The sequence below is a fragment of the Limnochorda sp. genome (assembly GCF_047459355.1).
In the GTDB taxonomy this organism is placed as follows: domain Bacteria; phylum Bacillota; class Limnochordia; order Limnochordales; family Limnochordaceae; genus Limnochorda.
Window position 1 is genome coordinate 22,765 of sequence record NZ_VSCV01000014.1, and the last position, 18,867, is coordinate 41,631.

General features: G+C 69.7%; 17 protein-coding genes. 9 read left to right on the top strand and 8 right to left on the bottom strand.

Annotated features, from left to right (window positions below; all coding sequences use genetic code 11):
- Positions 1 to 32 precede the first annotated feature (32 nt).
- Complete coding sequence (locus tag FWJ67_RS06530) at positions 33 to 1,313, top strand: Gfo/Idh/MocA family protein (protein ID WP_304174037.1); 1,281 nt, start codon at positions 33 to 35, stop codon at positions 1,311 to 1,313.
- Positions 1,314 to 1,469: 156 nt separating this feature from the next.
- On the opposite strand, the gene FWJ67_RS06535 is transcribed toward FWJ67_RS06530, so the two are convergent.
- Positions 1,470 to 2,792 (bottom strand): L-cystine transporter, encoded by a 1,323-nt coding sequence (locus FWJ67_RS06535; protein WP_369686583.1) that lies wholly within the window; start codon positions 2,790 to 2,792, stop codon positions 1,470 to 1,472.
- A gap of 478 nt (positions 2,793 to 3,270) precedes the next feature.
- Between FWJ67_RS06535 and FWJ67_RS06540 the strand changes: the two genes are divergently transcribed.
- The 7 genes from FWJ67_RS06540 to metE all read left to right on the top strand — a co-directional run bounded on the left by FWJ67_RS06540 (position 3,271) and on the right by metE (position 11,816).
- Positions 3,271 to 4,656, top strand: coding sequence for an extracellular solute-binding protein (locus FWJ67_RS06540; protein ID WP_414482652.1), 1,386 nt, complete (start codon positions 3,271 to 3,273; stop codon positions 4,654 to 4,656).
- A gap of 82 nt (positions 4,657 to 4,738) precedes the next feature.
- Entirely contained in the window at positions 4,739 to 5,788 is a 1,050-nt protein-coding gene (locus FWJ67_RS06545; protein ID WP_304174031.1) for an ABC transporter ATP-binding protein, read from the top strand.
- The gene (locus FWJ67_RS06550) at positions 5,775 to 6,719 is read left to right on the top strand and encodes a carbohydrate ABC transporter permease (RefSeq protein ID WP_414481870.1); all 945 of its coding nucleotides are present in this window, start codon (positions 5,775 to 5,777) and stop codon (positions 6,717 to 6,719) included. Before FWJ67_RS06545 ends, FWJ67_RS06550 begins: the two co-directional genes overlap by 14 nt.
- Positions 6,719 to 7,618: a carbohydrate ABC transporter permease gene (locus FWJ67_RS06555; protein WP_304174027.1), complete on the top strand. Its 900-nt coding sequence runs from the start codon at positions 6,719 to 6,721 to the stop codon at positions 7,616 to 7,618. The genes FWJ67_RS06550 and FWJ67_RS06555 overlap by 1 nt, the downstream gene beginning before the upstream one ends.
- A 164-nt stretch (positions 7,619 to 7,782) precedes the next feature.
- Positions 7,783 to 8,577: an SDR family NAD(P)-dependent oxidoreductase gene (locus FWJ67_RS06560; protein ID WP_304174025.1), complete on the top strand. Its 795-nt coding sequence runs from the start codon at positions 7,783 to 7,785 to the stop codon at positions 8,575 to 8,577.
- A 69-nt stretch (positions 8,578 to 8,646) separates the two neighbouring features.
- Positions 8,647 to 9,294 carry a fructose-6-phosphate aldolase gene (fsa, locus tag FWJ67_RS06565; RefSeq protein ID WP_304174023.1) on the top strand — a complete coding sequence of 216 codons (648 nt, stop codon included), beginning with the start codon at positions 8,647 to 8,649 and terminating at the stop codon, positions 9,292 to 9,294.
- A 203-nt stretch (positions 9,295 to 9,497) separates the two neighbouring features.
- Positions 9,498 to 11,816, top strand: coding sequence for a 5-methyltetrahydropteroyltriglutamate--homocysteine S-methyltransferase (metE, locus tag FWJ67_RS06570; RefSeq protein WP_304174021.1), 2,319 nt, complete (start codon positions 9,498 to 9,500; stop codon positions 11,814 to 11,816).
- Here metE and ispG read toward each other — a convergent pair.
- Positions 11,813 to 13,084, bottom strand: coding sequence for a flavodoxin-dependent (E)-4-hydroxy-3-methylbut-2-enyl-diphosphate synthase (ispG, locus tag FWJ67_RS06575; RefSeq protein ID WP_304174018.1), 1,272 nt, complete (start codon positions 13,082 to 13,084; stop codon positions 11,813 to 11,815). The two genes, metE and ispG, sit on opposite strands and share 4 nt — an antisense overlap.
- Before the next feature lie 191 nt (positions 13,085 to 13,275).
- Here ispG and FWJ67_RS06580 point away from each other — a divergent pair, with 191 nt between their 5' ends.
- Positions 13,276 to 14,460, top strand: a complete 1,185-nt coding sequence (locus tag FWJ67_RS06580) for an MFS transporter (protein ID WP_414481868.1) — start codon at positions 13,276 to 13,278, stop codon at positions 14,458 to 14,460.
- Between the two features lie 69 nt (positions 14,461 to 14,529).
- Here FWJ67_RS06580 and FWJ67_RS06585 read toward each other — a convergent pair whose 3' ends face one another.
- From FWJ67_RS06585 to FWJ67_RS06610, 6 genes are read right to left on the bottom strand one after another with little or no spacing between them, the layout of a single operon-like run.
- The gene (locus FWJ67_RS06585) at positions 14,530 to 16,185 is read right to left on the bottom strand and encodes a cbb3-type cytochrome c oxidase subunit I (RefSeq protein ID WP_304174014.1); all 1,656 of its coding nucleotides are present in this window, start codon (positions 16,183 to 16,185) and stop codon (positions 14,530 to 14,532) included.
- Positions 16,186 to 16,198: 13 nt separating this feature from the next.
- Positions 16,199 to 16,681, bottom strand: a complete 483-nt coding sequence (locus FWJ67_RS06590) for a cytochrome c oxidase subunit II (RefSeq protein ID WP_304174012.1) — start codon at positions 16,679 to 16,681, stop codon at positions 16,199 to 16,201.
- 4 nt (positions 16,682 to 16,685) lie between these two features.
- A complete protein-coding gene (locus FWJ67_RS06595) occupies positions 16,686 to 16,847 on the bottom strand; it encodes a hypothetical protein (protein WP_304174010.1) in 162 nt (53 codons plus the stop codon).
- Between the two features lie 45 nt (positions 16,848 to 16,892).
- The gene (locus FWJ67_RS06600) at positions 16,893 to 17,624 is read right to left on the bottom strand and encodes an SCO family protein (protein ID WP_304174008.1); all 732 of its coding nucleotides are present in this window, start codon (positions 17,622 to 17,624) and stop codon (positions 16,893 to 16,895) included.
- A 6-nt stretch (positions 17,625 to 17,630) separates the two neighbouring features.
- Entirely contained in the window at positions 17,631 to 18,185 is a 555-nt protein-coding gene (locus tag FWJ67_RS06605) for a copper chaperone PCu(A)C (protein ID WP_304174006.1), read from the bottom strand.
- A gap of 14 nt (positions 18,186 to 18,199) precedes the next feature.
- Positions 18,200 to 18,850 carry an SCO family protein gene (locus tag FWJ67_RS06610; RefSeq protein WP_304174004.1) on the bottom strand — a complete coding sequence of 217 codons (651 nt, stop codon included), beginning with the start codon at positions 18,848 to 18,850 and terminating at the stop codon, positions 18,200 to 18,202.
- Positions 18,851 to 18,867: the final 17 nt, after the last annotated feature.

Sequence of the window (18,867 nt, forward strand, 5' to 3'; positions counted from 1 at the left end):
GCAGGGCCCAGGCGGGGGGAGGAGGGGTTCCTGTGGCTGAGCCCGTCACCTTAGCCGTCATCGGTGCCGGCAACCGGGGTGGGGATGTGTACGCCGGCTGGTGCTTGGCCCACCCCGATCAGGCCCGGGTGGTGGCCGTCGCCGACCCCCGGGAGGCGCGGCGGAACCTGGTGGGGGACCGGCACCAGATTCCGCCGGAACGCCGCTTTGCCCGCTGGGAAGACCTCCTGGCCGGGCCCCGTCTGGCCGACGGGGTGATCATCGCCACGCCGGACCAGCTCCACGTGGAGCCGGCCCTGCGGGCCATGGAGCTGGGGTACGACATCCTTCTGGAGAAGCCCATCGCCCCCACCCGGGAGGAGGTCCTGAAGGTGGCCCGGGCCGCGGAGCGCCTTCAGGACCGGGGCGGGAGCGTCACCGTCGCCCACGTGCTCCGGTACACGCCCTTCTTCAGCACCCTCAAGGGGCTCTTGGATGCGGGGCGGATCGGTCACGTCGTTTCCATCCAGTACACGGAGAACATCGGCTACTGGCACTTCGCCCACAGCTACGTCCGGGGGAACTGGCGCCGGGAGGCGACCTCCAGCCCCATGATCCTGGCCAAGTCCTGCCACGACTTGGACATGCTCCGCTGGCTGGTGGGGCGGCCTTGGGTGCGGCTCGCCTCCTTCGGCTCCCTCCTCCACTTCCGGCCGGAGCACGCGCCCCCAGGCGCGCCGGAGCGGTGCATCGATGGCTGCCCCGCTTCGGAGAGCTGCCCCTTCGATGCGGTCCGCTTCTACGTGGAGGCGCTCGCGGACTCGACGGGCTGGCCCGTCTCCGTCATCACCCACGACCTGAGCCGGGAAGGGCGCCTCCAGGCCCTGCGGGAGGGGCCGTATGGCCGGTGCGTCTACCGCTCGGACAACGACGTGGTGGACCACCAGGTGGTCAGCCTGGAGTTTGCCGGCGGGGTGACGGCCGCCTTCACCGTCTGCGCGTTCACCGAGGAGAACACCCGGACCCTGAAGCTGATGGGGACCCACGGTGAGATCCGGGGGCATCTAGAGAAGGGGGAGCTGGAGGTCCGGAGCTTTGTGCCCCAGGGCACCCGCGGCTCGGGCCGGGAGGTGCTCCACGTCCCGGCGGGCGCCGGCCATGCAGGGGGCGATGACGGCTTGATGGCCGCCTTCGTCGGCCGGCTGAGGGCCCGCAAAGAGGGGCGGGTCCCCGAAGAGGCCCTCACCTCCCTGGCCGAGTCGCTGGAGAGCCACCTGATGGCCTTCGCCGCGGAAGCGTCCCGCCGGGAGGGCCGGGTGGTGGAGGCGGGGTAAGGCCGCGTCCCACCGGTGGAGCGGCACCCCGCGCGGTGACCTCCGGCGTGAGCAGGCCCGGGGCGGAGGATCGCCCCGGGCCTCGGCACGCGCACCTCTTTCTTGGTCTGGCGGACCCATCGACCCATCTGCGGCCGTCCCAAGCCGCGGGTCCGTTTAGGCTTGCTCCTGCAGGGCGGCGGCGGTGTAGACGGCCCGGTCCAGCTGGCCGGTGAGGCGGCTGGTGAGGACCCCCGCGGTCATGGACCCGCTGACGTTGACCGCTGTCCGGCCCATGTCGATGAGCGGCTCGATGGAGATCAAGAGACCCGCCAGCCCCACGGGCAGGCCCAGCATGGAGAGCACCATCAACGCGGCGAAGGTGGCCCCGCCGCCCACCCCGGCCACGCCGAAGGAGCTCAGCGCGACGACGGCGATGACGCTGGCGATGAAGCCCGGGGTGAAGGGGTCGATGCCGACGGTGGGCGCGATCATGACGGCCAGCATGGCCGGATAGACGCCGGCGCAGCCGTTCTGGCCGATGGAAAGCCCCAGGGAGCCGGCGAAGTTGGCGATGCCCGCAGGCACGCCCAGCTCCTCCGTCTGGGCCCGGACGTTCAGGGGCAGGGTGGCGGCGCTGGAGCGGGAGGTGAAGGCGAAGCCCAGGACGGGCAGCACCTTGCGCACGTACGCCGCGGGGCTAAGGCCCGCCAAGCCCAGAAGGAGCAGGTGGATCAGAAAGACGATGGCCAGCGCGACGTAGGAGGCGAGGACGAACTTGCCCAAGGCCCAAATGGCGGCGTAGTCACTGGTGGCGGCGACCCGGGTCATGATGGCCAGGACGCCGTAGGGCGTGAGGCGGATGACCATGCGCACAATCCCCATGGTCACCCCGTAGAGGGCCTGCACGAGCCGCTCGAAGGTCTGGGCCGTCTCAGGCTCCCGCTGCCGCAGGCCCAGGTAGCTCAAGCCCACGAAGGCCGCGAAGACGACCACTGCCAGGGTGGAACTCCGCCGCGCGCCGGTGAAGTCGAGGAAGGGGTTGGCCGGCAGGATCTCCAGCAGCTGCTGGGGCAGGCTGGTCCCCTGGAGGGTGCTGCCGAAGGTCTGCTCCAGCCCTGCGGCCCGCTGGAGCTCCGCCTGGCCCGGCTGGATCTGGCCCGCCTCCAGGCCGAAGAGGCCCGTGGTGGCGATCCCCACCGCTGCCGCGATGGCGGTGGTGCCCACCAGGATGATCAGAATGAGCGCGCTCACCTTGCCCACCTGCTGGGTGAGCTCCAGCTTGGTGAAGGCGGTGACGATGGAGATGAAGACGAGGGGGACCACCACCATCTGCAAGAGCCGGACGTAGCCCTGGCCCACCAGGTTGATCCAGTCGATGGTGGTCCGGAGGACCCCGGAGCCGGGCGCGTAGATCAGGTGGAGGAGGACGCCGAAGAGGATCCCGAGGCCCAACCCGGTGAAGACCCGCACGGAGAAGGAGCGGCGGCGGGCCCGCATCCGCACCAGAAGGCCCAGGAGGAGCGCGAAGATGAGGAGATTGGCCACCGTTGCCCACACGGGGCGATCACCCTTTCGACACAAACTGAAGGGATCTCCCACCTACTTTAATCCGAGTATTCCACTCAGTCAACGGTGATTTCGCTGCGGCCGGGGGGTGGGGGGGAGCGAGGATGAGCTCCGGGAGGAGAGCCAGGCCGCCCCGGACGGGGCCAGGTGGCAAGCCAGGACGGTCGGGGGTCCACGAGATCGACTGACATGACTGAGATTTTATGAAGGCTGCAGAGACAGTGTATATTGACTCATATTAGGAATACATGCTACTATGGGCGGCAAGATGGCTCCGCTCCCTCACGCAGGGGCGATCACCAGTCACGGGGGGGTTTCTGTGAAAAGGCGTGAAGGGCGCTCCACACTCGGCTGGCAGAACCCGGTTGGGACGGAGGCGGCCGCCCAGCCCCCGACGCAGGAACGGCAGGTGAGCCGCCGGACGGTGCTCAAGTGGGCCGGCGGCGGGGCCCTCAGCCTGGCCGCGGCGCCGTATGTTTTCGTGCCCCGGGTGAGCGCGCAACGGCAGCGGACCTTGCGGATCATCCAGTGGAGCCACTTCGTCCCCGCCTACGACGTCTGGTTCGACCAGTACGCCAAGGCGTGGGGTGAGGCCCGGGGGGTCCAGGTGACGGTGGACCACATCGCCTTCTCGGACCTGGTACCCCGGGCGAACGCAGAGGTGGCCGCCCAGCAGGGCCACGACCTGTTCATGTTCATCTCGCCCCCGGCCGCCTTCGAACCGTACGTGCTGGACATGGCCGACGTGGTCCAGGAGGTGGAGCGCCGGCACGGTCCCATCCTGGATCTGGCCAAGCGGAGCACCTACAACCCGGTGACGGGCAAGTGGTTCGCCTTCTCGGACAACTACGTGCCCGACCCAGGCTGCTACCTGAAGAGCATCTGGACGGGGATCGGCATGCCCGACGGTCCCTCCACCTGGGAGGACCTCCTCACCGCCGGGCGCCTGATCCGGGAGAAGTACCCCCAGGTGCAGATCCCGGTGGGCATCGGCCTCTCCCAGGACATCGACTCCAACATGGTCTGCCGGGCGCTCCTCTGGTCCTTCGGGGGATCGGTGCAGGATGAGAATGAGCAGGTGGTCCTCAACTCCGAGGCGACCATCCAAGCGGTGGAGTTCATGCGGACCCTCTACCGGGAGGCGATGAGCCCCGCGGTGCTGAGCTGGGACGCCTCCTCCAACAACCAGGCCTTCAACGCGGGCCAGACGTCCTACATCGTCAACTCCATCTCCGCCTACCGGACCGCGCAGGAGAACGGCCTGCCTGTGGCCGACGACACCTTCTTCGTCGAAGCTCTGCGGGGCCCCGCGGGCCAGTGGGCCTGCGAGCACGTGATGGGCGCCTACTTCATCTGGCAGTTCGCCCAAAGCCCCGACCTGGCCAAGGAGTTCCTGATCGATCTGGTGGACAACTACCGGGACGCGGTGCTGGCCAGCAAGCTATACAACTTCCCCTCCTTCCCAGGATCGGTGGCCGATCCCGGGGTGCCCGTGGAAGAGCGGCCGGCCGCCGGCCAGGCCTGGATCGAAGAGGTTTGCGAGGACGACCCCTTCGGCTCCGTCCCGGCCAACAAGCTCGCGCCCCTGAAGCAGGCCCTCAACTGGTCGACCAACGTGGGCCATCCCGGCCCGGCCAACCCGGCCATCGGCGAGGTCTTCGACAGCTTCGTCCTGCCCGACATGTTCGCCAAGGCGGCCACAGGGGCCCTCAGCCCCCGGGAGGCGGTGGCCGAGGCCGACGCCCGGGTCCGCCAGATCTTCGCCAAGTGGCGGGAACGGGGCCTGGTGGCCTGAAGAATGACGCGCTCCGGGGCCCAGCCTCATGGGCCCCGGAGCCGGTGGGACGCGCCGGCCGGTACGGCGGGGAGGGGTGCGGGTGGCACGGGTCGAGTTGGAGAACGTGCGAAAGGACTTCGGCGATGTCCGGGCGGTGGACGGCGTCAGTCTCTCCATCGAAGACGGCGAGCTCCTGGTCCTCCTGGGGCCGTCGGGCTGCGGGAAGACGACCCTCATGCGGATGGTGGCGGGGCTGGAGCACCCCACCGCAGGGGCGATCTACATTGATGGGGTGCTGGTCGACGACCAGGTGCCGCCCCGCCAGCGGGGCGTGGCCATGGTCTTCCAAAGCTACGCCCTCTACCCCCACAAGCGGGCCTACGAGAACGTCGCCTTCCCTCTGCGATCCGCCCGGATGCCGGCGGGGAGGATCGAGACCCGGGTGCGGGAGGGCGCCCGCATGTTCGGCATCAGCCACCTGCTCCAGCGCTTTCCCCGGGAGCTTTCGGGCGGCGAGCGGCAGCGGGTGGCCCTGGCCCGGGCGGTGGTTCGGGACCCCCAGGTCTTCCTGCTGGATGAGCCCCTCTCCAATCTGGACGCCAAGCTCCGGGCCACCGCCAGGGATGAGCTGAAGCAGTTCCAGCGGTCGGTGGGGACGACCACCATCTACGTCACCCACGATCAGGTGGAGGCCATGGGGCTGGGGGACCGCATCGCGGTGATGGAAGCGGGCCGGGTCCGGCAGGTGGGCACGCCCCGGGAGGTGTACGACGATCCGGCCGACACCTTCGTGGCCACCTTCGTCGGCTCGCCGCCCATGAACCTGCTCCCCCTGAATCGGGAAACGCTTGTGGGCTTCCGGCCCGAAAGCTTCCTTCCCGTGGAGGCGTGGCCTGCGGGCAAGGCGCTCCGGAGCTTCTCCTTCCGGGTGCGGCGGGTGGAGTACCTGGGGTCGGACCGGCTCCTCTACGGGCACCTGGAAGACGGGGTGCCGCCGGAGGCCCGGGAGGAGTCGGTGATTGCCAAGCTTCCCTTCACCGTGCCGGCCAGCGTCCAGGAAGGGGAGCTCTACCCCTTCGGGGTGCCCGTGGAGGCCCTCCGCTTCTTCGACCGGGCGACGGGGGTGAGACGACCGGATGAGCGTCAGTAGCCGGCTCTCCCGGGGCGGGACGATCCAGCGGGGCGAGGGGCTCCGGCTGGCCGACCGGTCCGACCGGCTGGGTGCCTTGATGGCTGCCCCGGCCCTCCTCTACGTCTTGGTCCTGGTGGGGATCCCCTTCATCCTCGCCCTCATCCTCGCGGTGAGCGAGAGCACCGCCGGGAGCCTCTCCTTCCAATTTGTCGGGTTGCGGAACTTTGCCCGGGTGGTGGGGGATCCCATCTTCCGCCGGGCCCTGCGGAACACCCTGGTCTTCACCCTGATCTCCCAGGGGATCGTCATGGTGCTGGCCACCACCCTGGCCCGGATCCTGAACACGCCCTTCCGGGGCCGGCGGCTGGTCCGCTTCCTCATCCTCATGCCCTGGGTGGCCCCCGTCGCCTTGTCCTCCATGGCCTGGGTCTGGATCTTCGACTCCACCTTCAGCGTGATCAACTGGACCCTGCGGGCGGTGGGCCTCCTGGGGCCCCGGGAGTGGTTGTACTGGTTTGGCGATCCCACCCTGGCCAGCATCGCCATCGTCACCGTCCACGTCTGGCGGATGCTCCCCTTCTCAACGGTGGTCCTGCTGGCCGGTCTGAGCTCCCTGCCCCGGGAGGTGCAGGAGGCGGCGGTGGTGGACGGGGCCGGCTTCTTCCGGCGGCTCCTCCACGTGGAGCTCCCCTTGCTCTTGCCGGTGCTGACGGTGGCCGTTCTCTTCGGTATGGTCTTCACCGCCACCGACTTGGGGGTGGTCTACCTCCTCACCCGGGGCGGGCCCTACAACACCACCCACGTGCTGGCTAGCTACGCCTTCCAGCAGGGGATCTTGGGGGCGGACCTGGGGCAGGGGGCGGCCATTGCCGTCTTCCTCTTCCCCGTGCTGGTCCTGGTGGCCATCGGCATGCTCCGGGTCGCCCGGGGAACGGAGGTGGGGCACTGATGGCGGTGGCGGTGGTGGCGGCCCGGCAGCGGGCCCGCCGGCGGCCAGGCATCGCCCGGGTGGTGGGGCGGGTCCTCCTCTACGTGCTGGTCTTGGCCTTCACCCTCTTCGCGGTGATGCCCTTCTACTGGATGTTTCTCACCGCGTTCAAGCAGAACCGGGATCTCTACGTGGGGGCGACGGTGGCCGACCACATCCCCTGGATCTTCAACCTGCCGCCCACCCTGGAGCACGTCCGGCTCCTCTTCCAGGGGACGCCCTATCTCCAGTGGCTGGGGAACACCTTCCTGGTGGGGGCAGTGGTGGTGGTCATCACCCTCATCACCGCGGTGCCGGCCGGCTACAGCCTGGCCCGGCTGGTGGGGCGGTGGGGCCAGCGGCTGGGGATCGCCATCTTCCTCACCTACCTGGTCCCGCCCACCTTGCTCTTCATCCCCTTCGCCCGGCTGGTCTCGGTGCTGGGCCTGCAGAACTCCTTGTGGGCCTTGATTCTCATCTACCCGACCTTCACCATCCCCTTCGGCACCTGGCTCACCATGGGCTTTTTCCGCTCCATCCCCCGGGAGCTGGAGGAGCAGGCCATGATCGACGGCCAGAGCCGCCTGGGGGCCATCCTCCGGGTGGTGCTGCCCCTTTCGGTGCCGGGCATCCTAACGGTCACCGGCTTCGCCTTCACCTTGGTCCTCCAGGAGTTCGTCTACGCGCTCACCTTCATCAGCTCGGTGGGGAAGATGACCGTCAGCTTGGGGGTGCCCGTGGCCCTGGTGCGGGGCGACGTCTACTACTGGGGCTCCCTCATGGCGGCCTGCCTCATCACCAGCCTCCCCTTGGCCTTGATCTACAACCTCTTCTTGGACCGGTTCATCGTCGGCTTCACCGCCGGGGCGGTGAAAGGCTAAGGTGGGTCCGGCGCTGGCCCCACCGTGCCCGCGGCCCAAGCTCGACGGACGGGCGCCCCGGCCCGGGTTTCGGACTTGGGACAGGCCCCCCGGTCCTCGCCTGGCCCCGCTCCCTTGAGCGGTCCCCGCCAGGGTGGTACCCTGGCCCTGGGAGCCCCCGCCGGATGAGGTGGGGCGCCACCCAGAGGGAGGAGGGGATCGTCTTGCGGATGGCCGAGAAGGTGGTCCTGGTGGCCGGGGCCGGGGACAACATGGGACGGGCCATCCCCGTCTTGCTGGCCCAGGAGGGGGCCAGGCTGGTCCTGGTCTCCCGGAACGGGGCGGAGCTGGAAGGGACCGCCGAGTGGTGCCGGGAGGCGGGCGGCGAGGTCCAGAGCCTGGTGGGTGATGTGACCCTGGAGGCCGTCGCCCGGGAGGCGGTGGATCGGGCCCTGACCAGCTTCGGCCGTTTGGACGGCTTGGTCTTCGCCGCTGGGGGGTACTTCCAGCCCCAGAGCCAGGTGGAGAACATCCCCGTGGCCCAGTGGGACCAGGCCATGGCCAACCTGATCCGCGGGCTGGTGGTCATGGCCCAGGCGAGCCTGCCCGCCCTGGAGGAGCAGGGGGGCGGGGCGATCGTCGCCCTGGGCGCCGCGCCCCAGACGCGCTTGATGGGCGGCGCGGCCTACGCGGCGGGCAAGGAGGCGCTCAAGGGGCTGGTCCGACGGCTCGCCCGGGAGTTCTGGTCCCGGAACGTGCGGGTCAACCTGATCAGCCCGGGGCTCATCGCCGCCCCCCTGGACGAGGGGCCCATCCGGCCCGTGCGGCGCACCCACCTGGCGGGGTACGGCTCGGCGGTGGACATCGCCTACGCCGCCCTCTACCTGCTCTCCGACGAGGCCTCCTGGGTGACGGGGGCGGAGTTGGTCATCGATGGCGGGGACGACGTCCGCACCACCCCGCCCCGGCGCCAGGACTGAGGACCGTCCAGGATCCACAGGCCCAGTGTCGAACCAGATGTCGGGTGGATGGACGAAGGAGGGAACGGTGTGAAGTTTTTCCTGGATACGGCCAAGATTGAGGAGATCCGCCGGGCCAAAGAGCTGGGCATGCTCGACGGGGTGACCACCAACCCGAGCCACGTGGCGGCGACGGGGAAGGGGTTCCGCCAGGTGGTGGATGAGATCCTCGCGGAGGTCCGGGAGGAGCCCGTCAGCCTGGAAGTGGTGGCCACCGACACCGAGGGGATGGTCCGGGAGGGCCGGGAGCTGGCCAAGCTCGCGCCCAACGTGGTGGTGAAGGTGCCCACCACCGTGGAAGGCGTGAAGGCCATGAAGGTCCTCAGCCAAGAGGGGATCAAGGTGAACGCCACCCTGGTCTTCTCCAGCCTTCAGGCCCTCCTGGTGGCCAAGGCGGGCGCGGCCTACGTGAGCCCCTTTGTGGGCCGGTTGGACGGCATCGGCCATGACGGCATGGGGATTGTGGAGGAGATCCGCCAGATCTATGACAACTACGATTTCGCCACCGAGATCCTGGTGGCCGCGGTCCGCCATCCCCAGCACGTGCTCCAGGCGGCGTTGGTAGGGGCCGACGTCATCACCTTCCGGTTGGAGACCCTGGAGCAGCTCTTCCACCACCCCATGACCGACGTGGGGCTGGAGCGCTTCCTCAAGGATTGGGAGAAGGTTCCCCAGTAAGGCAGGAGGGCGCAGATCTCACCCGGTGTCGGGGCGGGGCGGCCGAAGGGCAGGCCCTCCGGGATGGAGGAGTGCCCCCGCCCCCGGCGAACCATCCTTATCCAACGGATCCAGCGGATCCAAAGGCTTCCACCGGGGCCGGCCTTGGGCCGGCCCTTAGACCACGTTCCGGGCTGGATGGCCCGGGGGAAGGGGGCAGACGGGTGGCGGTTGCGGCCAACTTGGGCTTTCCCCGGATCGGCGCCCATCGGGAGCTGAAGCGGCAGACGGAGCGGTACTGGAAAGGGGAGCTCACCGAGGCGGACCTCCTCAAGGCCGGCCAGGAACTGCGGCTGCGCCACTGGCAGCTGCAGCAGGAGGTGGGGATCGACGTCATCCCCTCCAACGACTTCTCCTTCTATGACCACGTGCTGGACATGGCCTGTGTGGTGGGCGCCATCCCTGAGCGCTTCGGCTGGACCGGGGGCCCGGTGAGCCTGGAGACCTACTTTGCCATGGCCCGGGGCCGCCCGGGGGAGGGGCCGGGCGGGGGCGTGCCCGCCCTGGAGCTGACCAAGTGGTTCGACACCAACTACCACTACCTGGTGCCCGAGTTCCGCCGGGACCAGCAGTTCCAGCTCGCCTCCCGCAAGCCCGTCTACGAGTTCGTGGAGGCCCAGGCCTACGGGATCGTCACCCGGCCGGTTCTGATCGGGCCCGTGAGCTTCTTGATGCTGGGCAAGGCCCGGGGGAGCGCCTTCAACCGCCTGGAGTTGCTGGACCGGCTCCTCCCCGTCTACCAGGAGCTCTTGAGCAGCCTGGCCCAGGCCGGGGTCCGCGGGGTCCAGTTGGACGAGCCGTGGCTCGCTTTGGACCCGCCGCCCGAGGGGCCGCTGGGCGACGCCTACCGGCGGGCCTACGCCGCCCTCGCGGAGGCGGCGGGGCCCATCCGGATCCTGGTGGCCACCTACTTTGAGGGGCTGGAGGAGAACCTGGCGACGGCCCTCCGCCTGCCGGTGGCGGGGCTCCACCTGGATCTGGTGCGGGCGCCGCACCAGCTGGAGCAGCTCCTCCGCCACCCGCTCCCCGACGGGTTCGTCCTCTCCCTGGGGGTGGTGGACGGGCGGAACGTCTGGAAGGCCGATCTGACCGCCTGCTTGGAGGTGCTGGAGCGGGCGGCCCGGGCCTGGGGCCGGGACCGGATCCAGGTGGCCCCCTCCTGCTCCTTGCTCCACGTGCCCCTGGATGTCACCCTGGAGACGAGCCTGGATCCCGAGCTGAAAGGGTGGCTCGCCTTTGCCCGGCAGAAGCTGGAGGAGGTGGCCCTCCTTACCCGGGCCCTCAACGAGGGCCGGGAGGCGGTGGCCGAGGCGCTGGCCGCCAACCAGGCCCAGGTGGCCGCCCGGCGGGCTTCCAGCCGCCTGCGGAATGAAGCGGTCCGGGCCCGCCTGGCCCAGCTCGGGCCGGAGGCGACCCGTCGCCCCACGCCCCACCGGGTCCGCCGGGAGGCCCAGCAGGCCCGCCTGGGCCTGCCGCCCTTCCCGACCACCACCATCGGCTCCTTCCCCCAGACCGCCGAGATCCGCCGGCTCCGGGCCCGCTACCGCCGGGGCGAGATGGACCAGGGGGCGTACGAGGCGGCCATCCGGGGAGAGATCGAGCGGGTGATCCGCCTCCAGGAAGAGCTGGGGCTGGATGTGTTGGTCCACGGCGAGCCCGAGCGGAACGACATGGTGGAGTACTTCGGCGAGCACCTGGAGGGGTTCGCCTTCACCGAGCACGGCTGGGTCCAAAGCTACGGCTCCCGCTACGTGAAGCCGCCCATCATCTACGGGGATGTGGCCCGGCCCCGGCCCATGACCGTCGAGTGGATCCGGTACGCCCAATCCCTCACCGATCGGCCCGTCAAGGGGATGCTCACCGGACCCGTCACCCTCCTCCAGTGGTCCTTCGTGCGGGACGACCAGCCCCGGGAGGAGACCTGCCGGCAGCTGGCCCTGGCCATCCGGGATGAGGTTCAGGATCTGGAAGCGGCGGGGATCGGGGTGATTCAGATCGACGAGCCCGCCTTCCGGGAGGGGTTGCCTTTGCGGCGGGCCCGGTGGCCCGAGTACCTGGCCTGGGCCAGCGAGTGCTTCCGGCTGGCCACCAGCGGGGTGCGGGATGAGACCCAGATCCACACCCACATGTGCTACTCGGAGTTCAACGACATCATCGAGGCCATCGCCGGGCTGGATGCGGATGTCATCTCCATTGAGGCCTCCCGGTCGGGGATGGAGCTTCTGGAGGCCTTCGTCGCCTTCCGCTACCCCAACCAGATCGGGCCCGGCATCTGGGACATCCACTCGCCCCGGGTGCCGGGGGCGGAGGAGATGGTGGAGCTCCTCCGCCGGGCGGTCCGAGTCCTGGAGCCGGACCAGCTGTGGGTCAACCCGGATTGTGGCCTGAAGACCCGGTCCTACGACGAAGTGATCCCCGCCTTGCGCCACCTGGTGGCGGCGGCCCGCCGGCTCCGGGAGGAGGCGGCGGGGCAGGAGGCTTAGCGGCGCCCCGCCCGGGCCTGGGAGCCGAACCGTTCGGCCACGTACTCGTTCAGGATCTCGATGAATTGGGCGACCAGATCGTCGCCTTGGAGGGTGGTCCGGAGGCGTCCGTCCACGTAGACGGGCGCCTTCGGCTCCTCAAAGGTGCCGGGAAGGGAGATGCCGATGTCCGCGTGGCGGCTCTCGCCGGGCCCATTGACGACGCAACCCATCACCGCCACCTTCAGCTCCTCCACCCCCGGGTAGCGCTCCCGCCACTGGGGGAGCTGCTCCTGGAGGTAGGCCTGGATCTCCTGGGCCATCTCCTGGAAGAAGGTGTTGGTGGTCCGCCCGCAGCCGGGGCAGGAGGTGACCTGGGGGCTGAAGGCCCGGAGGCCCAAGACCTGGAGGATCTGCTGGGCCACCTTCACCTCTTCGGTCCGGTCGCCGTCGGGGGCGGGGGTGATGGAGACCCGGATGGTGTCGCCAATCCCCTCAAGAAGGAGGGGCGCCAAGGCCGCGGCGCTGGCCACGATGCCGGGCATCCCCATGCCGGCCTCGGTGAGGCCCAGGTGGAGGGGGTAGTCGCACAGCTCCGCCAGCCGCCGGTAGACCGCCACCAGATCGGGCGCGGCGCTCACCTTGGCGCTCAGGATGATCCGATCGTGGGGCAGCCCCAGCTCTTCAGCCAGGCGGGCGGAGCGGAGGGCGCTTTGGACCATGGCCTCCAAGGTGACGGCCCGGGCGCTCCAGGGCTGCTCCCGCCGGGCGTTGTCCTCCATCAGGGTGGTGAGGAGCTGCTGGTCCAGGGAGCCCCAGTTGACCCCGATGCGGATGGGCTTCTCGAACTCCAGGGCCACCCGGATGATCTGGGCGAAGTTCTCGTCCCGGTGCTTGGTCCCCACGTTCCCAGGGTTGATCCGGTACTTGTCGAGGGCTTGGGCGCAGGCGGGATACCGCGTGAGGAGCCGGTGGCCGTTGTAGTGGAAGTCGCCCACGATGGGCACCTCCACCCCTTGGTCCCGGACCCGCCGGACCATCTCGGGCACGGCCCGGGCCGCCTCTTCGGTGTTGACCGTCACCCGCACCAGCTCGCTCCCCGCTCGGGCGAGGGCCACCACCTGTTCCGCGGTGGCCACCGGGTCGGCGGTGTCGGTGTTGGTCATGGACTGGACGGCGATGGGGTAACCGCTGCCGATGGTGACCCGGCCGACCCGGACCGGTGGGGTGAGGCGCCGCCGGGGCTGGTCCAGCTCGGCCCACGGCTGGCTGGTGGTGCTGGCGATCAACGGCGATCCCTCCTTGGAGGCCCAGGAACCTTTCCGGTGCCAGTGTACCACAGGGCAGCGCCCCGGGCGATGGGGGAAGGGCCGCGCCGGGGCAGGATTCGCAAAGGTGCGAAAGGGCAGGGGAGGGGCCCCAAGCCGAAGGAAAACCGTTACACTTCCAGGAGAGGGAACCGACGATAGGAGCGATGTCTTTGGCAACTCAGATTCTCCTCGTGATCAGCCTCGGCCACCTGGCCCTCGACATGGTGTCGGGAGCCATCCCCGTCCTCCTGCCCTACTGGCAGGAGCTGTACGGGCTTTCCTACACGGCCACGGGGATGCTCCTCCTCATCGGGACGGTGGCGTCGGCCATCCTCCAGCCCACCATCGGCATCCTGGGCGACCGGGTCCGGACCAGCTGGCTCCTCATCGGCGGGCTGGCCCTCTCCACCGCCGCCTTCGCGGTCGCCCTTCTGGTGAAGAACTTCTGGGTCCTGGTGGCCGCCATCGCCCTGCAGGCGGTCGGCTCGGCCGCCTACCACCCCGAAGGCTCGAAGGCGACCTACCTCTTCGGTGGCAACCGGCGGGGGGCGGCCATGAGCATCTTCCAGGTGGGGGGCAACATCGGCTTCGGCCTCAGCCCGGCCATCACCACCTTCCTTCTGGGCTTCGGGTTCCTGGCCCCCGTCCTCGGGTACGGGATCTTGGGGGCGGTGGTGGTCGCCCTGCTGGCCGCCGTCTACGGCACCATCCGGGCCCGGGAGACCGCCCATCGCCGGACGGTGCAGGTTCAGGCGGGGAACGGCGGCGAGGACCGGTGGGGCCCCCTGGCCCTCCTCCTGGGGGCGGTGGTCCTCCGCACCTGGGTCCACATGGGGGTGAACGCCTTCGTCCCCCTCTACTTCGTTTCCCACCTGGGCCGGCCTGCAGCCTTCTCGGGGACCCTGCTTTCGACCTACCTCCTGTCTGGCGCCTTGGGGAGCCTGGCGGGCGGCCCCATGGCCGACCGGGTGGGGCGGAAGCCCGTCATCTTGGCGAGCCTCCTGGTGCCGCCGCTGCTTCTTGCCCTCTTCCCCCGGGTGCCCGACGCTTGGCTCTTCCCACTGGCGGCCGTGGCCGGCTTCTTTGTGACCTCCAGCTTCCCCGTGACCATCGTCTACGGCCAGGAGCTCCTGCCGGGCCGGCTGGGCACCGCGACGGGCCTGATCCAGGGGGCCGCGGTGGGCACCGGCGGCTTCGGCGTCTCCCTCCTGGGCGTGGTGGCCGACCACTGGGGTCCGCCGGCTGTCTGGCCCGTCCTGGCTGCCTTGCCCTTGGTGGCCGCCTTCCTGGTGGCGCTCATTCCCAAGACGTCGGCAGCGGAAGCCGAGGCGGCGGGGAGTCCGGCGCGGCAGTAGAGGCCGGCCCCGGGATCGGAGGATCCCGAGAGCCGGCCTCCCCGTCGACCGAACCAGGCGCGCGTCGGGTCAGAAGGGATTGAGGGCGGGCGCGGCCACGGTCTGCATGGTGGTGAGCAGGCGGAAGATGGTGGGCCCGTAGCCGATGAGGACCAAGAGGGCCCCGCTCACCACCCAGGGCATGAACCGGTCCAGGTACTGGGGCAGGGGCCCTGCCTCGGGCAAGGGCTCCGCCAGGGGGACCTCCACCTCGCCCGCGGGCCGGCGGTTGAGCAACGTGAGGACCAGGTTGAGGAAGAAGAGGATCCCCGCGATGGTCAGAATCACGCCGCCCACGCCCACCAGCTCCAGGGGCTCGTTCCAGGCCGCCTCCCGGTAGGTGGCGGCGCCCAGCATGGTCCGCCGGGGCGCGCCCAGCATCCCCGCCCAGCTCATCCCCCGGGACATGAAGGTCATGCCTACCGCCCACAGGATCACCTGCACCAGGGCCAGGGGCCGGTTCCAGAGGGCCCGCCCGGTCAGGTGGGGGATGAGCCAGAAGCTGGTGGCCATGAAGGTCATCACCACCGCCGCCCCCACCGTCAGGTGGAAGTGGCCGGGGATGAAGAGGGTGTTGTGGACCTCCAGGTTCAGGGTGTAGGAGGCGTTGATCAGCCCGCTCACCCCACCCAGGGCGAAGAGCAGCATGCCCAGGGCCTGGCCCGTGAAGACGGGATCCTTCCAGGGGAGCTTGGTCACCCAGCCCAGGAGGCCCTGGCCGCCCCGGGCCCGCCCACCCAGCTCGAGGGAGGCGAGCACGGTGAAGGCGGTCATCATGCTGGGGATGAAGATGGCGAAGGTGAGGACGGTGTGGATCGCCTTGTACCCCTGGCTCACCCCCGGATCGAGGAACTGGTGGTGGAACCCCACGGGCAGGGAGAGGGGGATGAAGAGAAGGAAGGCCAAACGGGCCAAGGGCTCGCTGAAGAGCCGGCCGCCTGCCTGCCGGGGCAGGAGGAAGTACCAGGAGAGGTAGGCCGGCAGGAGCCAGAAGTAGACGATGGGGTGGCCGCTCTCCCAGAAGAAGGTCCGGGTGAGGAGGGGGTCCACCTCCGCCACCCAGCCCAACGACCAGGGGATGAGGAAGAAGACGAACTCCACCACGATCCCGACGCTGGCCATCCCCCACATGATGAAGGTGACCAGGGCGCCGAAGGAGAGGAGCGGGATCCGCTCGCCGGGCCGTTCCCGCCGCCAGGCCAGGTAGGTGCGGACCAGATTGAGCAGGAGCAACAGGGTGCCCACCACCACCAGGGCCAGGCCGATGTAGTAGGCCGGGTGGGCCTTGAGGGGAGCGTAGGAGGTGTAGAGCACCGTCGCCCGGTTGGCCAGGAGGGCCCAGTCGGTCAGGAGGGCGCCCACCAGCATCACCCAGTAGGTGACCCACCCCAGACGGACGCTGGCCAGGGGCCGCTCAAAGCCGTAGCTGGCCATGTAGCCGAGGAAGCCCACGATGAAGAAGCTGGTGAAGAGCAGGACGTTGAAGACCCCGTGGATGGAGAGGGCCTGGTAGTAGGTCTGGATGACGGGCATCGAGGGGATGAGGTTGATCCCCATGTGCTCCAGGCCCTGGAGCAGCCCCATCAGGATCCCGATCAAGAGGTGCGCAAAGCCTGTGAGGATGAAGACCAGGGCCAGGCGCTTTTCGCTTGGGCTCACCTGGTAGCTCGTCGCGTTGGCAGCCATCACCCATGCCCCCCTAGAGCGTAGCGCTCGGCTCCTCAACGATGAGCCGGCCGAACATGGCCTGGTGGCCGACGCCGCAGTACTCGTTGCAGACGATCAGGTACTCGCCGGGCTGGTTGAAGGTGGCCGTCACCTTGCCCACCTGGCCCGGGATGGCCATCAGGCTCACGTTGGTGTCGAGGATCTTGAAGCCGTGGAGCAGGTCCCGGCTGTGCAGGTAGAAGGTGACGGTGGACCCGGCCGGAACCCGGATCTCCGAGGGCTGGAAGGCCCACATCTGCGCGAAGACGTTGGCCTCGTACCGGCCCGGGCCCAGCTGCCGCACCCAGGGCTCATCGCTGGCGAAGCCGTCGGGGGAGACGGGAGCCAGCCGGGCGCTCAGGCCGGGGATCTGGATGCCCATGGAGAGGCTGCTGACCACGATGGCGACGCCGAAGACCATCAACAGCGCCACCGAGACGATGATCCAGGCGCGCTCATAAGGATGGACGTGCATGGCTCTAGCTCCTTAAGATCAGCTTGATGTACGCGTAGCCCCACAGACCGATGATGACCAAGAGGTACCCGAGCAGGATGGTCAGGGTGCCTCGGGGCGTCATCCGGTCGGCCTCGGGGCTGACCTCAACGGCCGCCTGGCGCCGGACAGCCTCCTCTGGCAACATGATCGTCCACCTCCACGAACGTGGCGTCTTCGCTCCCCCAACCCCTCAAGGCACATAACAGAGGAAGAGATGGGCCCCAGCGAAGAGGAGCCGGCTGGCCCCCCGGGCGTCTGCCTCCTCCACCAAGAGCTCGGCGTCCCGCACCAGCGTCGCCACCGCCGGCGGCCCCGGGCGGCGGGCTCGAACCCTCCCGCCCCCGTCCACCGCGATCACCGTCGGCTGGTAGACGAAACGGAGGGTGCCGTCCACCAGGGCGGGCGGTTCGTAGTACAGGCCAAAGCCCGTCCCCACCGCCAGCTTCACCGCCACGGGCGAGCCGGTCAGGAGGGAGAGGCCTGGGCCTTCACCGGCCGCAGCGCTCATGAACCGGTCCAAGCCCCGCTCCCGGGCGAGCCGGGCCAGCTCCGCCGGCGTGTCGTGCTCGGGATCCAGGGTGATGAAGGCGAGCTCCACCCGGCGTCCCAGCCAGCCCCGGTCCGTGAGGGCTTGGGCGGTGGCCGCCATCGCCTCCAACAGGGGCCCGGTGCGCTCCCGGTCCCGGCCCATCCCCAGAAAGTAGAAGACGATCCGCCCGTCCCGCTCGTGGGAGCGGAAGGGCTCGCCCCCTGGGCCCATCAGCTCAAAGACGGGCGCTGGCTCGCCCAGGGGCAGGACCTTCACCGGTTGGAGGATGGCGAAGGCGATGATCGCCGCCGCGAGGGGTCCAGCCAGCCCCAGGGCCACCCAACCCCACGGAACCCGACGGGGCTTCGCCGCCCCCGGTGCCCTCCAAACCATGCCGCCTCACAGGCCCGACCCCGGGGCCGGAGGCGCCTCGCCTGGCGAGAGGACCGGCACCGCCAGGGTGATGGGATCCAAGCCGTCGAAGAGGAGGGTGAGCTCGAACCGGTCGCCCCCGGAGAGGGCCTGGGTGAGGTGGACCAACATGACGTGCAGCCCGCCAGGCTCAAAGAGGAGCCTCTCGCCCGGTGCCAGCTCCAACAGGCCTGCATCTTCCATCCGCATCACCTGGTGGGTCTCACCGCCGGCGCCCGCCCGCTCCTCCAGGACCGTCCGGTGGAGGTGGGTCTCCTGGGCGACGGCCGTCTGAGCGCCCACCAACCGCAGGGGCTCCTCGCCCCGGTTGGTCACCACCATGTAAACGGCCGAGGTGCCGCCCGGAAAGCCGGGACGGGCCCAGGCCGCCTCGATGGCCACCGAACCCGCTTCCACGCCGCCGGCGGGGCGGGCCTCCGCCGCCACGCCGCCCGTCCCGCCGGCCAAGGCGAGGCAGGCGAGGAGGAGCCCCGCCAGGAACCGAGCGGGTGGGGATCCAAGCTGGGGAGGCACGGTGATCATGAGCTCCACCCTCCTCAAAGCTCGGCGATCAGCCGCCGCAAGTCACTGGCCACCGCCTCGGGCGGGGTGCCGAAGGGCAGCTGCAGCCGCAGCTGGCCCTCGCCGTCAATGACGTAGCTGGAGGAGGTGTGGGTGATCCAGTACCCGGTGGGCGACTCCTCCGCGGGGGTCTTCTCCACATAGACCCCGTAGGCGCGCAGGATGGGCTCCAGCTCGTCCGGTCTTGCCCAGAGGCCGAGGAAGTCCGAATCGACGGGGCCGATGTAGGCGGCGAGGCGCTGGGGGGTGTCGAATTCGGGATCGACGGTGACAAAGGCGAACTGGACGTGCTCGGCCTGCTCCTCCAGCAAGAGCTTCACCCGTTTGAACTGGCCCAGGGTGGCCGGGCAGACGTCGGGACAGTTGGTGTACCCGAAGAAAAGAACGACCACCTGCCCCCGGTGGCCGCTAAGGCTGAAGGGCCGTTGATGGTGGTCGATGACGGTGAAGTCGGGGGCAGGGAGTGGGGGATCGATCACCCGTCCGGCAAAGCCAGCCGCGGCCCCTGGGGATGTTGTGCTGAAAAAGGCTCCGCCGGCCAGGCGGCCGACCAACCCCACTCCCACCGCGAAGGCTGCGACGAGGAGAGCGACGAGAAGAACGGCCCGCTGCTTCGTTGCCAGCACCCCCGACGGCACCAGAA

Excerpts from the sequence above, each read along its gene's own strand:
- FWJ67_RS06595 (WP_304174010.1), bottom strand. The coding sequence starts at position 16,847 with ATGTTGCCAGAGGAGGCTGTCCGGCGCCAGGCGGCCGTTGAGGTCAGC.
- FWJ67_RS06585 (WP_304174014.1), bottom strand. The coding sequence starts at position 16,185 with ATGGCTGCCAACGCGACGAGCTACCAGGTGAGCCCAAGCGAAAAGCGC.
- FWJ67_RS06600 (WP_304174008.1), bottom strand. The coding sequence starts at position 17,624 with ATGGTTTGGAGGGCACCGGGGGCGGCGAAGCCCCGTCGGGTTCCGTGG.
- FWJ67_RS06555 (WP_304174027.1), top strand. The coding sequence starts at position 6,719 with ATGGCGGTGGCGGTGGTGGCGGCCCGGCAGCGGGCCCGCCGGCGGCCA.
- FWJ67_RS06590 (WP_304174012.1), bottom strand. The coding sequence starts at position 16,681 with ATGCACGTCCATCCTTATGAGCGCGCCTGGATCATCGTCTCGGTGGCG.
- FWJ67_RS06560 (WP_304174025.1), top strand. The coding sequence starts at position 7,783 with ATGAGGTGGGGCGCCACCCAGAGGGAGGAGGGGATCGTCTTGCGGATG.
- FWJ67_RS06535 (WP_369686583.1), bottom strand. The coding sequence starts at position 2,792 with ATGCGGGCCCGCCGCCGCTCCTTCTCCGTGCGGGTCTTCACCGGGTTG.
- FWJ67_RS06605 (WP_304174006.1), bottom strand. The coding sequence starts at position 18,185 with ATGATCACCGTGCCTCCCCAGCTTGGATCCCCACCCGCTCGGTTCCTG.
- FWJ67_RS06550 (WP_414481870.1), top strand. The coding sequence starts at position 5,775 with ATGAGCGTCAGTAGCCGGCTCTCCCGGGGCGGGACGATCCAGCGGGGC.